The sequence below is a fragment of the Cupriavidus sp. SS-3 genome, from assembly GCF_035818815.1.
Lineage (GTDB): Bacteria > Pseudomonadota > Gammaproteobacteria > Burkholderiales > Burkholderiaceae > Cupriavidus > Cupriavidus taiwanensis_C.
Genome location: NZ_JAYLVT010000003.1, coordinates 298647 through 311718 on the forward strand (window position 1 = coordinate 298647; position 13072 = coordinate 311718).

Below are 13072 nucleotides of genomic sequence, written 5' to 3' on the forward strand. Positions count from 1 at the left end.
CTTGACGCCGCAGCGTGCGGGCGGCCAAAGCGGGGCCGACGGCCCCGACCATGCCCGCTTCGGGCTCTTTTACCTGGGCTATTACGGCTACGTCGGCCTGATCTCGCCCTACGTCAGCCTGTACTTCGCCGACCGCGGCTTCGACCCGGTGCAGATCGGCGTGCTGATGGCAAGCTTCCAGGTCAGCCGCATCGCCGGGCCCTACCTGTGGGGCTGGCTCTCCGACATGATGCACACGCGCGTGCGCATCCTGCGCGTCAGCGCGTTCACTTCGCTGCTGGCGTTCCTGCTGCTGCCTGGCGTCGGCAGCTACGGCGGCATGATGGCGATGATGCTGACGCTGAGCCTCCTGACCAGCGCGATGTCGCCGCTGGGCGATGCGCTGACCATTTCCACGCTGCGCCGTTACGGCGCCTTCGACCACAGCTACGGCCGCATCCGCATGTTCGGCTCACTCGGCTTTATCGGCGCGGTGCTGGCCGGCGGGGCGCTGTTCGAGGCGGTCGGCATGCGCGCGTTCCCGTGGGTGGCGAGCGCGCTGCTGGCAATCCTGGCCGGGGTGGTGCTGACCATGCGCGACGCCGCCGACGAGGGCCCGCGCACGACGCCACCGCGCGCCTTGCCGCTGCTGCGCCGCCCGGACGTGGCCTGGTTCCTGGCGTCGGCCTTCCTGATGATGTTCGCGCACGCGGCGCTCTACGTGTTCTACTCGCTGTGGCTGGAGACGCTGGGCTACAGCAAGTTCGCGATCGGCGTGATGTGGACCATCGGCGTGGTCGCCGAGATTGTCTTCTTCTACTACCAGGGCGTGCTGTTCGCGCGCTACGCGCTGCGCACCATCCTGGCGGGCACCTTCGTGCTGGCCGCGCTGCGCTTCGGGCTGACCGGCTACCTGGCGCAGTTCGCGTGGCTGATGGCGCTGGTGCAGGTGCTGCACGCAGCCACCTTCGCCGCCCACCACAGCGCCAGCCTGAAGCGACTGCAGGCGTGGTTTGCCGGACCGCTGCAGGGGCGCGGGCAGGCGCTGTACACCGGCATCTCCTACGGCGTGGGCGGCACGCTGGGCGGGCTGGCGATGGGCTGGACCTGGAACGCGCTGGCGCCGGCGCATACCTTCGGACTCGCCGCCGTGGCCGCGGCGGCGGGGGCCTTCTGCGCCGTGATGAGCTTTCGCGCGGAAGGGGACGGCGCGCTTCAGTCCAGCGCCGCGCAGACCCGCTCGGCAATCGCCAGCGACGAGGTCAGCCCCGGCGATTCGATGCCGAACAGGTGAACCAGCCCCGGCACGCCGTGCACGGCGGGGCCGTCGATGCGGAAGTCCGCCGCGGCTTCATGCGGGCCGCTGATCTTGGGGCGGATGCCGGCATAGCCAGGCTGCAGCGCGCCGTCGGCCAGGCCCGGCCAGTAGCGGCGCACCTCGTCATAGAACGCGTCGGCGTCCGCCGCGTCGACGCCGTATTCGATCTCGTCGATCCAGCGAACATTGGGGCCGAAGCGCGCCTGGCCGCCCAGGTCGATGGTCAGGTGCACGCCAAGTCCTGCCGCCTCGGGCACGGGGTAGATCAGCCGTGAGAACGGCGCGCGGCCGGCCAGCGTGAAATAGCAGCCCTTGGCGTAGTACTGCGGGGGGATGTGGGATTCGGGCATGCCGTCGATGCGGCGTGCCAGTTCCGGTGCCGTCAGCCCGGCTGAATTCACCACCGTGCGCGCCAGCAGCGTGGTGGCGCTGCCGCCTTCCGCGCCGACCTCCACCCGGATGCCGTCCGGCGTGACCGCGCCGCCCAGCACCGGCGACTGTACCGCCAGCATCGCGCCCGCGTTTTCCGCATCGCCCAGCAGCGCCGTCATCAGGCCATGGCTGTCGACGATGCCGGTCGATGGCGACAGCAGCGCCGCATGGCACTGCAGCTGCGGCTCCAGCGCCTGCGCCTCGCTACGATCGATCAGGCGCAGGTCGTCCACGCCATTGGCGGCCGCCCTGGCACGGATGCCTTCGAGCGTCGCCACCTGGGCCGCGCTGGTGGCGACGATCAGCTTGCCGCAGCGCTGGTGCGGCACGTGGCGGCTGGCGCAATAGTCGTACAGCATGGCCTTGCCGCGCACGCACAGCTGCGCCTTGAGCGAGCCGGCCGGATAGTAGATGCCGGCATGGATGACCTCGCTGTTGCGCGCGCTGGTGATGGTGCCGAAGGCGTTCTCGGCTTCCAGGATGATCACTTCGCGGCCTTGCAGCGCCAGCGCGCGCGCGACCGCCAGTCCCACCACGCCGGCGCCGATCACGACGCAATCCACTGTGTCCATGGTTGTTCCTTGCTTCAGGGGTCTCGATATATTTGGCTTCAGGCGGGCAGGCCCAGGCGCGCGGCGGCGGCCGCCAGGTGCTGCTGCGCGGCTTTGCGCGCGGCCGTGGCGTCGCCGGCGGCAATGGCTTTGGCCAGCGCGGCATGCTCATGGTCAGCCGCGCGCGGCGCGCCAGTGGCGCTGCTCAGCCGCGCGGTGTTCTCCCACGCGCGCTGGCGCGCGGCCAGCATCTGCTGGCCGACGAAATCCGTCAGGCCGGTAAAGCAGGGGTTGTGCGCGGCTTCGGCAATGGCGTGGTGGAACGCCATGTCGGCCGCGGCGGCGCTGGCCATGTCGCCGCGCCCGTCGGCCTGCGCCTGCATCGCCGCCAGTGCGGCCCGGATGGCCTCGACGTCGGCCGCGGTGCGCCGCTGCGCCGCCATTTCCGCGCAGGCGGTTTCCACCACCCGGCGCAGCTCGAACAGCTGTGCCAGCGTGGGGCCGCCATCGGGCGCGCCGGCCACCCGCCAGGCCTGGCCGCCCGGGGTCTCGGAGACATAGGCGCCAGAGCCCTTGCGCGTCACCAGCACGCCGTCGGCCTTCAGCTGGGCAATGGCCTCGCGCACGATCGGGCGGCTGACGCCGAAGGCATCGGCCAGCGCGGACTCGGCCGGCAGGCGCGCGCCCGCGCCGTAGCGGCCGGCAAGGATGTCGTCATGCAGGGTCTGCGCGATACGGGTGGCAAGCGAAGCCGGGCGGGGCAGGAGGGTAGTCATGGCGCTCAATGTGTCAGGCTGTCTGACAGCTTTTTCGGATTCTGGCCGCAACTTTGCGGCGCGTCAAGCTTGCCGGAGGTAGCCGATGCTACACATGCGACCTCGACCTCCATCGCCCCGGACTAAATTTCGCCGCGCTGGCGCCGATAGAAGCCCAATACAGGTGGCGGAGTCCGTGCGTCAGTTCCGCCCAGGGCTCGTCGCTTCCCAGCACGCCCACGCCGGGGCCAACTGCAAACCGCCATGATCCAGCTCACCCCTAACGATCTCCCCGTCGGCCACCCGCTGCCCTGGTCATTGCTCGATGGCGAAGGCAACCTGGTGCTCGGCAGCGGCAACATCATTCCCGATGCGCGCGACCTGGCGCTGGTGTTCCACCACGGCACGGTCTGCCGCGACGATGCCGGCGACGAGGCCGCCGACGAACTGCGCCCCGCCAGCGGGCCGCTCGGCCTGCAGGTCGGCACGCTGCTGCATGTCAAGCTCGACGGCGAGGCCGCGCGCCCGGCCGCGAGCCGACTGATCGGCTTTATCGAGCAGGGCCTCTTTATCACCTGGCCGCAGCTGGGAGGGCGCGACCTGCCATTGCAGGCCGGCGATGGCGTAGTGCTGCGCGGCTTCTCCGGGCAGGCCATCCACAGCTTTACCTCGACCATCACCGCCGTGTGCCGCAGCCCGTTCCGCTACCTGGTGCTGTCCGCGCCAGTGCAGCAGCACGCGACGCCGGTGCGCAAGGCGGCGCGCGTACCGACCCGCCTGGCCGCTTACCTGACCGAACCGGCCGATGACGACGGCATCGACCGCGGTGTGGCGCGCCTGTCGCTGTTGTCCGACCTCAGCACCGGTGGCGCATTGGTGCAGACCACGGCGCCGGCCCCGGCGCCAGGCAGCCGGGTGCGCCTGCGCTTCAACCTGCGTACAGCGTCGCTGGACAGCGAGGTGGTGATCGATGGCTGGGTCCGCATGGCGCCAGCCGGGGCCGCCGGCGACGATGCCGACTTTCCCGCCTTCGGCGTGGCCTTCGACGTGCTGGCCGAGCGCGAACTGACGCTGCTGCAGTGCTACATCTACGAACAGCTGCTTTCGAGCACCCGCATGCCGGTGCAACCCGCCGCGGTAGCAGCCGTTTAGAGGGAATCCGCTAATGTTTTGATTGTCTCCACGGATCGGGCCGCCTTTACTGCTTCCAGCATAAAAAGACCCACCACCGAGGAGACCAGATGGAGCACGGCGAACACCACGCGTGCGGGCAACGCACGCCCGTAGCGCGCACGCAGCAGCAGTCCCGCAAATCCCGGCGCAGGCTGGCAGGCACCGCCGCGGCGCTGGCCGCCGCAGCCATGCTGGCGCAGCCGACACCCGTCGCCGCGGTCACCGTCAATGGCGACTACGCGAAGACGCGCTACCCGATCGTGCTGGTCCACGGCCTGACCGGTGCGGCGAAAATGGCCGGCGTGCTCGACTACTGGTATGGCATCCCCGAAGTGCTGCGTTCCCATGGCGCGCAGGTCTATGTGGCGACGGTGCCGTCGTTCAACAGCGATGCCGAGCGTGCGCTGGCGCTGCAGGCCTATGTGCGCGCGGTCAAGCTGGAGAGCGGCGCCGACAAGGTCAACCTGATCGGACATAGCCAGGGCGGGCCCACCTCGCGCATGCTGGCGGCGATGTCGCCGCAGGACGTGGCGTCGGTGACCACCATCGGCAGCCCGCACCGCGGCAGCGAAGTGGCCGATACCGTGCTCGACCTGATCAACGGCATTGGCGCCATCCCCATCGCTGGCCCGGTACTGGTCAGCATCATCCAGGGCGTGTTCGACACGGTCGGCTGGTTCAACGGCATCAGCAACGGGCAGGCGCTGGACCAGGATGCGCTGGCCTCGCTCAAGAGCCTGACCACGCGCGGTGCCGCCGAGCAGAATGCGCGGCTCGATGCCACGCTGATGCCGGGCACGCAATCCGCACTGGGCGCGGACTGCGACAGCCCCGGCGCCGTGTCCGAGCAGCGCCAGGCGCGCGACGCCGCGGGCAACCTCGTCACCCATACCCAGGCCGCGTATTCCTGGACCGGGCAGGGCGGCCCGCTCAGCCTGCTGCGTTCCAACCTGCTGGACCCGTCCACGGTCATGATGTCGACCTCGGCGGGGCTGATGGCGCTGAAGGGCGCCGGTGCCAATGACGGCCTGGTCTCGGTGTGCAGCAGCAAGTGGGGCAGGGTGCTGGCCACCGGCTACTACTGGAACCATCTCGACGAGGTCAACCAGATGGCCGGCCTGTACCAGGATGCCGATCCGCGCGCGATCATCCTGAACCACGCCAATCGGCTGCGCAATGACCAGCTCTGAGCGTGCGCCGCGGTTATGGCTGGCCTTGCTGCCGGCCGGCGCCGCGGCCGCTGCAGTGTACTGGCTGACCATGCCGCCGGCTCAGGTACCGGTGCCGCGGCAGGCGGCGGTGGCAATCGCCGCGGGTCCGCTTGCGCCATCGGCAGATGCGGCGCCCGCTGGCGCCGCCACCTGGCCATCGCTCGCCGGCGTGGAGATGCCCGCAGGCCCCGAGGCCGATGGCGCGGGCACGCTGCGGCTGACGCGCGCGCTGCGCACCTATTTCGATTATTTCCTGAGCGCGCGCCACGACGCCGGCGGCATCGATGCGCTCGATGCGCTGGTGCATGACGATATCCGCCGCCATGTGCACCAGCCCGCGGCCGGGCAGGCGTGGCAGCTGTGGCGCCGCTATGTGGCCTGCCTGGCCGAGATCCAGCCCGAGGCCGCGCACAAGCCGCTCGCGGATGCGGACGGCAAGCTGGATGCACAGCAGGTGCAGCAGCTGCGCGCGCTGCTGGCGCAGCGCAACGCGGCGCGCCAGCGCTGGCTGCCCGAGGTGGCGCAGGCCTGGTTCGGCGACGAGCAGGCCTATGACGAGGCCATGCTGGCCCGGCTGGAGGTCGTGTCGCAGGCGGGCCTGGACGACGCGCAGCGGCGGCAGCGGCTGGCCGAGCTCGACGCCAAGCTGCCAGAGCCCTTGCGTGCCGCGCGTGAAGCCAGCGCGCGCCCGCAGGCCATCAGCCAGACCATCTCCGACCTGCAGGCGGCTGGGCGCACCACACAGGACATCGGTGCCGCGCTGGCACAGGCCTACGGCCCCGAGGTGGCGCAGCGCTACCAGCAGCAGGCGCAGGCCGAGCAGTCATGGCAGCAGCGCTACCACGACTACGCCGCGCGCCGCGCGCAGATCGAGGCGTTTTCGGGGCTGTCGGAGCAGGATCGGCGGCAGCAACTGGACACGCTGCGCAGGCAGGCCTTCGACAATCCGAGCGAGGCGCTGCAGGCGGAGGTAGTCGACCAGGCGATGGCAGCGGGGCGGCAGGCACGCTAACGCCTCCGCGGTCGCATAAAAAGAAAAACGGCACCGGAAAATACGGTGCCGTTTTCGATTGCCAGCGCGCTTGCGCGGCCGGCTTACATGCCGACGTAGTTCGGACCGCCGCCACCTTCCGGCGTCACCCAGACGATGTTCTGGGTCGGGTCCTTGATATCGCAGGTCTTGCAGTGCACGCAGTTCTGCGCGTTGATCTGCAGGCGCTCCTTGCCCGAGGTTTCGTCCTGCACGAACTCATACACGCCCGCCGGGCAGTAGCGCGACTCGGGGCCCGCGTACTTGTTCAGGTTGATGTCGACCGGCACGCTGGCGTCCTTCAGCGTCAGGTGCGCCGGCTGGTTTTCCTCATGGTTGGTGTTGCTGATGAACACCGAGCTGAGGCGGTCGAAGGTCAGCTTGCCGTCCGGCTTCGGATACTCGATCTTCTGGCATTCGGCCGCCGGCTTCAGGTACACGTGGTCCGGCTTGGCGCGGTGGATGGTCCAGGGCGGGTTGCGGATGCCCAGCTTGGGCAGCAGCCATTGCTCGATGCCGGTCATCAGCGTCGCGGTGGTGCGGCCCTTCTTGAACCACTGCTTGAAGTTCTTGGCCTGCAGCAGTTCCTTGTACAGCCAGCTCTGCTCGAACGCGGCCGGGTAGGCGCTCAGCTCGTCGTGCTGGCGGCCGGCCTGCAGCGCGTCGTAGGCGGCCTCGGCGGCGAGCATGCCGGTCTTGATCGCGGCATGGCTGCCCTTGATGCGCGAGGCGTTCAGGTAGCCGGCATCGCAGCCGACCAGCGCGCCGCCCGGGAACACGGTCTTGGGCAGCGACAGCAGGCCGCCCGCGGTGATGGCGCGCGCACCGTACGACAGGCGCTTGCCGCCTTCGAAGTACTGGCGGATTTCCGGATGGGTCTTGAAGCGCTGGAATTCCTCGAACGGCGATAGCCACGGGTTGGTGTAGTCCAGCCCGACCACAAAGCCGACCGCGACCTTGTTGTCTTCCATGTGGTACAGGAACGAGCCGCCGTAGGTGGCCGGGTCCAGTGGCCAGCCAGCGGTGTGCACCACCAGGCCGGGCTTGTGCCTGGCCGGGTCGATTTCCCACAGCTCCTTCAGGCCGATGCCGTAGCTCTGCGGGTCCTTGCCGGCGTCGAGGCCGAACTTGGCGATCAGCTGCCTGCCCAGGTGGCCGCGCGCGCCTTCGGCGAAGATCGTGTACCTGGCATGCAGCTCCATGCCGAGCTGGAAGTTGTCGGTGGGCTCGCCTTCCTTGTTGATGCCCATGTTGCCGGTGGCCACGCCCTTGACCGAGCCGTCTTCGTTGTACAGCACCTCGGCGGCCGGGAAGCCAGGGAAGATCTCGACGCCCAGCGCCTCGGCCTGCTGGCCCAGCCAGCGCACCACGTTCGACAGGCTGACGATGTAGTTGCCTTCGTTGTGGAAGCACTCGGGCAGCAGCGCCGGCGGCGTGCCCTTGGAGCCGGTCTCGTTCAGGAACAGGAACTTGTCCTCGGTCACGGCCTGGTTCAGCGGCGCGCCCAGCTCCTTCCAGTTCGGGATCAGCTCGTTCAGGGCGCGCGGGTCCATGATGGCGCCCGACAGGATGTGGGCGCCGGGCTCGGAGCCCTTTTCCAGCACGCACACGTTGACGTCGGCGCCTTTCTCCTGCGCGAGTTGCTTCAGGCGGATGGCCGTGGCCAGGCCGGCGGGGCCGCCGCCGACGATGACCACGTCGTATTCCATGGCTTCGCGCGGGCCGAACTGCTCCAGGAGCTGTTGCTGATCCATTTGTCTCTAACCCTCTGTTTCTTTGCTGCTAGCTGGCAATTGTGGGAAATGCGGTGATCGTTGTGCTGAGAACCGGGCCCGGGCGCGGCGCGGGGCTGCCAGGGGGAGCCGCGCGGACGCGGCGGTGAATCGGCGCCATTTCGCCATCGAACGGCGATCAGACAGCGCTGGAACGGCGTCCGAAGGTGGCCGGATCGCGCGTTTTCCCTCTTTCCCTTTGCGGGCCAAGTTCTTAGAATCTCCGGCATTGTCCGGGACTCGCCACCCACAGGCAAGGATTTTTTTGGAACGGTCGTTCTTTTTTTTGATATGCTGCCTTCTGCTCCTGATGAGGGCTGAGGGGCTCCCGCACAAGAGGTAATCATGGGTTTGTCGATCAATCTGGAAGGCAAGGTGGCGCTGGTGACCGGCGCCTCGAGCGGGCTGGGCTCGCGGTTCGCCACGGTGCTGGCCGCCGCCGGCGCCAAGGTGGTGCTGGCCTCGCGCCGCACCGAGCGGCTCAAGGAACTGCGCGCCGCGATCGAGGCCGAGGGCGGCAGCGCGCACGTGGTGCGCCTGGACGTGACCGACCCGGACAGCATCCGCGCCGCGGTGGCGCACGCCGAGACCGAAGCCGGCGCCATCGATATCCTGGTCAACAACTCCGGCGTGTCAACCACGCAGAAGCTGACCGACGTGGCCCCGGAAGACTTTGACTTCGTCTTCGACACCAACACCCGCGGCGCGTTTTTCGTCGCGCAGGAAGTCGCCAAGCGCATGATCGCGCGCGCCAAGGGCGCCGAGCGCAACGGCAGCCCGCTGCCGCAGGCGCGCATCGTCAATATCGCATCGGTGGCCGGGCTGAAGGTGCTGTCGCAGATCGGCGTCTATTGCATGAGCAAGGCGGCGGTGGTGCACATGACCAAGGCCATGGCGCTGGAATGGGCCCGCCATGGCATTAATTCCAACGCCATCTGCCCGGGCTATATCGACACCGATATCAACCACCACCATTGGGATTCCGACGCCGGGCAGAAGCTGATCCAGATGCTGCCGCGCAAGCGCCTGGGCAAGCCGGAAGACCTCGACGGCCTGTTGCTGCTGCTGGCCTCGGACCAGTCGCAGTTCATCAACGGCGCCGTCATCACCGCCGACGACGGCATGGTCTGAGCGCCCGCGCGCTGACACCGGGGGCGCAGTCCCCCGCATCCCGCCCACGCGCCAAAAGCGCCGCGAGATGCCCGAGCGCCAACCCTGGGCTTATCCGGTCCCCTTGGGCGCGCCGTCGTCAGTACGCGTCAAACTTCAGAAATTTCGTGCGTGGCAGGCCAGTCTTGGCATAATCCGCCATGTCTGCAGATTAAGTCTTTACATACAAAGCGAGAACGCCGCGGTGGCCGCATGGCCCGAGCGGCCCTGGACCGGAGGCCGGGGAGATGGAGCAACAACCAGAGGCACGGCGCAACGCCGTGCCGCAACACGTCGTCGATTCCGCGGTGATCCCGCAGGCCGCCGACGAAGCGCAGGACGCTGAATTCCGGGTATCGCCCCGCATCGAGGACTGGATTGGCGTGATCGTGATGGTGCTGCTGGTCGGCATCACCTTCGCCAACGTGGTGGTCCGCTATTTCACCGACGAGTCGTTCGCCTGGACCGAGGAATTCTCGGTGTTCCTGATGATCGTGCTGGCGCTGGTGGCCGGCAGCGCGGCGGTGGCGCGCGACCGCAATATCCGCATCGAGTTCTTCTTCGAGCGCGGCAGCGCGGCACGGCAGCGCAGGCTGGCGGTCCTGTCGGCGCTGGCGGTGGCGGTGATGTTTATCGCGCTGGCGGTGCTGGGTGCGCGCATCACCTGGGACGAATATACCTTCGGCGAGACCTCGCCCGGCATCGGCGTGCCAAGCTGGTGGTACTCGATCTGGCTGCCGGTGCTGTCGGCGGGCATTGCGCTGCGCGCGCTGGCGCTGATGGCGCGCAACGTGCGCGCGCTCAAGGCACTGCATGAACAGAGCCGGTCGGCGACGGAGCGTGCGAAATGACGCTGGTTGCCATCATCCTGTTCGTGGTCTTCATCGGCCTGATGCTGCTGGGCGTGCCCATCGGCGTGTCGCTGGGCCTGGGCGGCCTGGTCGCGATCGGCCTGTCCAATCTCGACACGCAGATGTTCGGCCTGCTGGCCGTGCCGCAGAACTTCTATGCGGGGCTGGCCAAGTATCCGCTGCTGGCGATCCCGATGTTCGTGCTGGTGGGCTCGATCTTCGACCGCTCCGGCGTGGCCCAGCGGCTGGTGACCTTTGCCATCGCCGTCGTCGGCCGCGGTCCGGGCATGCTGCCGCTGGTGGCGATCCTGGTGGCGATGTTCCTCGGCGGCATTTCCGGTTCGGGCCCGGCCAACGCGGCCGCGGTCGGCGGCGTGATGATCGCGGCGATGTCGCGCGCGGGCTATCCCGGCTCGTACAGCGCCGCGGTGGTCGGCGCGGCGGCCGCGACCGACATCCTGATCCCGCCGTCGGTGGCGTTCATCATCTACAGCGTGCTGGTGCCGGGCGCATCGGTGCCGGCGCTGTTCGCGGCCGGCATGATCCCGGGCGTGCTCGCGGGCATCGCGCTGATCGTGCCGGCGGTGTGGCTGGCGCGCAAGCACAACATGGGCGCCGCCGAAGCCGCGCTGCCGCGCCCGCCGTTCTGGAAGAGCCTGCGCGAGGCCGCGTGGGGCCTGGTGGCGCCGTTCCTGATCCTGGGCGGCATGCGCGCCGGCTGGTTCACGCCGACCGAGGCCGCCGTGGTGGCGGTGGTCTATGGTCTCTTCGTCGGCATGGTGGTGTACCGCAGCATCGGCATGCGCGACCTGTTCACGATCTTCCAGGAGGCGGCCGAAACCTCGGCGGTGATCCTGCTGGTGGTGGCGCTGGCCGGCATCTTCGCCTATGCGCTGTCGACGCTCGGCGTGATCGACCCGCTGGCGCAGGCGATCGCCACCTCCGGGCTGGGCGAGTACGGCGTGCTGGCGCTGATCGTGCTGCTGCTGATGACGGTGGGCATGTTCCTCGACGGCATCTCGATCTTCCTGATCTTCGTGCCGCTGCTGCTGCCGATCGCCAATGCCTTCCAGTGGAACCCGGTGTGGTTCGGCGTGGTGCTGACGCTGAAGGTGGCGCTGGGCCAGTTCACGCCGCCGCTGGCCGTGAACCTGATGGTGTCGTGCCGGATCGCGCGCGTGCGCATGGAGGAAACCGTGCCCTGGGTGATCTGGATGCTGCTGGCGATGTTTGTCGCCATGCTGATGGTGCTGGCCTATCCGCCGCTGGCGACGTGGTTGCCGGAGTACCTTGGCTATTGATCGCTGTTGTCTTGATTTTGCATTCACCAACAAGAACCTGACGCTTTTCCCCTGAGGAGATGAAATGAAACGTCGTGCCCTGATGCTCGCCACGGCCGCCGCCCTGGCCGCTTCCGCCTTCGCGCCCGCCGGTGCGATGGCCCAGACCTACAAGTCCGAGTACAAGATGTCGCTGGTGCTCGGCCCGGCCTTCCCGTGGGGCAAGGGCGGCGAGATCTGGGTCGACCTGGTCAAGCAGCGCACCAACGGCCGCATCAACATCAAGCTGTACCCGGGCACCTCGCTGGTGGCCGGCGACCAGACCCGCGAGTTCTCGGCGATCCGCCAGGGCGTGATCGACATGGCGGTGGGCTCGACCATCAACTGGTCGCCGCAGGTCAAGGAACTGAACCTGTTCTCGCTGCCGTTCCTGATGCCCGACTACAAGGCACTGGACGCGCTGACGCAGGGCGAGGTCGGCAAGTCGATCTTCGCCACGCTGGAGAAGGCCGGCGTGGTGCCGCTGGCCTGGGGCGAGAACGGCTTCCGCGAGGTGTCGAACTCCAAGCGCGAGCTGCGCAAGCCGGAAGACCTCAAGGGCCTGAAGCTGCGCGTGGTCGGCTCGCCGCTGTATATCGAGACCTTCAACGCGCTCGGCGCCAACCCGACCCAGATGAGCTGGGCCGACGCGCAGCCGGCGATGGCCTCGGGCGCGGTCGACGGGCAGGAGAACCCGCAATCGGTGTTCGCCGCTGCCAAGCTGTACACAGTGGGCCAGAAGTTCGTGACCACCTGGGGCTACGTGGCTGACCCGCTGATCTTCGTGGTCAACAAGCAGATCTGGGAAAGCTGGACCCCGGCCGACCGCGAGATCGTCAAGCAGGCCGCCATCGACGCCGGCAAGCAGGAAATCGCGCTGGCCCGCAAGGGCCTGGCCGAGGCCGGTGCGCCCGCGTGGAAGGAGATGGAAGCCCACGGCGTCAAGGTCACGCACCTGACGCCGGCCGAGCACGACGCCTTCCGCAAGGCGACCGCCAAGGTCTACGACAAGTGGAAGAAGCAGATCGGCGCCGACCTTGTCACCAAGGCGGAAGGCGCGATTGCCAAGCGCTAAGTCATGAAGCAGGCCCGCCAGTGTCGGCGGGCCTGTTGCATTGGAGGCTTCGATGAAACACGTCTACACGGTGGTCATGCCGATCCGGTGGGGCGACATGGATGCGATGGGCCATGTCAACAACACCGTCTATTTCCAGTACCTGGAGCAGGCGCGCATCGAGTGGTTCGCGTCGCTGGGCCGCGGCGGCAAGGATGCGAACGGGCAGGGGCCGGTCATCATCAACGCGCATATGACCTTCCTGAAGCAGCTGCGCTATCCGGGCCAGATCGAATGCCGCGTGTATGCGGGACAGCTGGGGCGCACCAGCTTCGAGACGCGCATGGAAATCCGGCGCACCGACCTGCCGGAGGTGGTGTGGGCCGAGGGGGGCGCCAAGGTGGTGTGGTGCGATTATGCGGCGGAGAAATCGGTGCCGGTGCCGGCGGAGATTCGGGCGATCATCGAAGGGTGATTG

12 protein-coding genes are annotated in these 13072 nt (G+C 68.3%); 9 read left to right on the plus strand and 3 right to left on the minus strand.

Going from position 1 to position 13072, the window contains the following annotated elements; all coding sequences use genetic code 11:
- Position 1 precedes the first annotated feature (1 nt).
- A complete protein-coding gene (locus tag U9J39_RS07300; protein ID WP_115709022.1) occupies positions 2-1273 on the plus strand; it encodes an MFS transporter in 1272 nt (423 codons plus the stop codon).
- Here the strand turns inward: U9J39_RS07300 and U9J39_RS07305 are convergent.
- Together U9J39_RS07305 and U9J39_RS07310 are read right to left on the minus strand one after the other, a co-directional pair.
- Positions 1195-2301, minus strand: coding sequence for an NAD(P)/FAD-dependent oxidoreductase (locus tag U9J39_RS07305; protein ID WP_326346832.1), 1107 nt, complete (start codon positions 2299-2301; stop codon positions 1195-1197). The genes U9J39_RS07300 and U9J39_RS07305 overlap by 79 nt on opposite strands.
- A gap of 38 nt (positions 2302-2339) precedes the next feature.
- Entirely contained in the window at positions 2340-3056 is a 717-nt protein-coding gene (locus tag U9J39_RS07310) for a FadR/GntR family transcriptional regulator (protein WP_115679976.1), read from the minus strand.
- Between the two features lie 243 nt (positions 3057-3299).
- On the opposite strand from U9J39_RS07310, the gene U9J39_RS07315 reads away from it, so the two are divergent.
- The 3 genes from U9J39_RS07315 to U9J39_RS07325 all read left to right on the plus strand — a co-directional run bounded on the left by U9J39_RS07315 (position 3300) and on the right by U9J39_RS07325 (position 6431).
- Positions 3300-4187 carry a flagellar brake protein gene (locus U9J39_RS07315; protein ID WP_115709026.1) on the plus strand — a complete coding sequence of 296 codons (888 nt, stop codon included), beginning with the start codon at positions 3300-3302 and terminating at the stop codon, positions 4185-4187.
- Positions 4188-4276: 89 nt separating this feature from the next.
- A complete protein-coding gene (locus U9J39_RS07320) occupies positions 4277-5398 on the plus strand; it encodes an esterase/lipase family protein (RefSeq protein ID WP_326346833.1) in 1122 nt (373 codons plus the stop codon).
- Positions 5385-6431 (plus strand): lipase secretion chaperone, encoded by a 1047-nt coding sequence (locus U9J39_RS07325; protein ID WP_326346834.1) that lies wholly within the window; start codon positions 5385-5387, stop codon positions 6429-6431. The genes U9J39_RS07320 and U9J39_RS07325 overlap by 14 nt, the downstream gene beginning before the upstream one ends.
- Positions 6432-6514: 83 nt before the next feature.
- On the opposite strand, the gene U9J39_RS07330 is transcribed toward U9J39_RS07325, so the two are convergent.
- Complete coding sequence (locus tag U9J39_RS07330) at positions 6515-8203, minus strand: electron transfer flavoprotein-ubiquinone oxidoreductase (RefSeq protein ID WP_115709032.1); 1689 nt, start codon at positions 8201-8203, stop codon at positions 6515-6517.
- 363 nt (positions 8204-8566) lie between these two features.
- Between U9J39_RS07330 and U9J39_RS07335 the strand changes: the two genes are divergently transcribed.
- The 5 genes from U9J39_RS07335 (at position 8567) to U9J39_RS07355 (ending at position 13069) form a co-directional block, all read left to right on the plus strand.
- On the plus strand, positions 8567-9352 hold the full coding sequence (locus tag U9J39_RS07335) for an SDR family oxidoreductase (RefSeq protein ID WP_041232111.1): 786 nt from the start codon (positions 8567-8569) through the stop codon (positions 9350-9352).
- Between the two features lie 266 nt (positions 9353-9618).
- Positions 9619-10221, plus strand: coding sequence for a TRAP transporter small permease (locus U9J39_RS07340; RefSeq protein ID WP_115709034.1), 603 nt, complete (start codon positions 9619-9621; stop codon positions 10219-10221).
- Positions 10218-11522, plus strand: a complete 1305-nt coding sequence (locus U9J39_RS07345; protein ID WP_172581733.1) for a TRAP transporter large permease — start codon at positions 10218-10220, stop codon at positions 11520-11522. Before U9J39_RS07340 ends, U9J39_RS07345 begins: the two co-directional genes overlap by 4 nt.
- Before the next feature lie 64 nt (positions 11523-11586).
- On the plus strand, positions 11587-12615 hold the full coding sequence (locus U9J39_RS07350; RefSeq protein ID WP_326346835.1) for a DctP family TRAP transporter solute-binding subunit: 1029 nt from the start codon (positions 11587-11589) through the stop codon (positions 12613-12615).
- A 52-nt stretch (positions 12616-12667) separates the two neighbouring features.
- Positions 12668-13069 (plus strand): acyl-CoA thioesterase, encoded by a 402-nt coding sequence (locus tag U9J39_RS07355; protein ID WP_115679983.1) that lies wholly within the window; start codon positions 12668-12670, stop codon positions 13067-13069.
- Positions 13070-13072 lie beyond the last annotated feature (3 nt).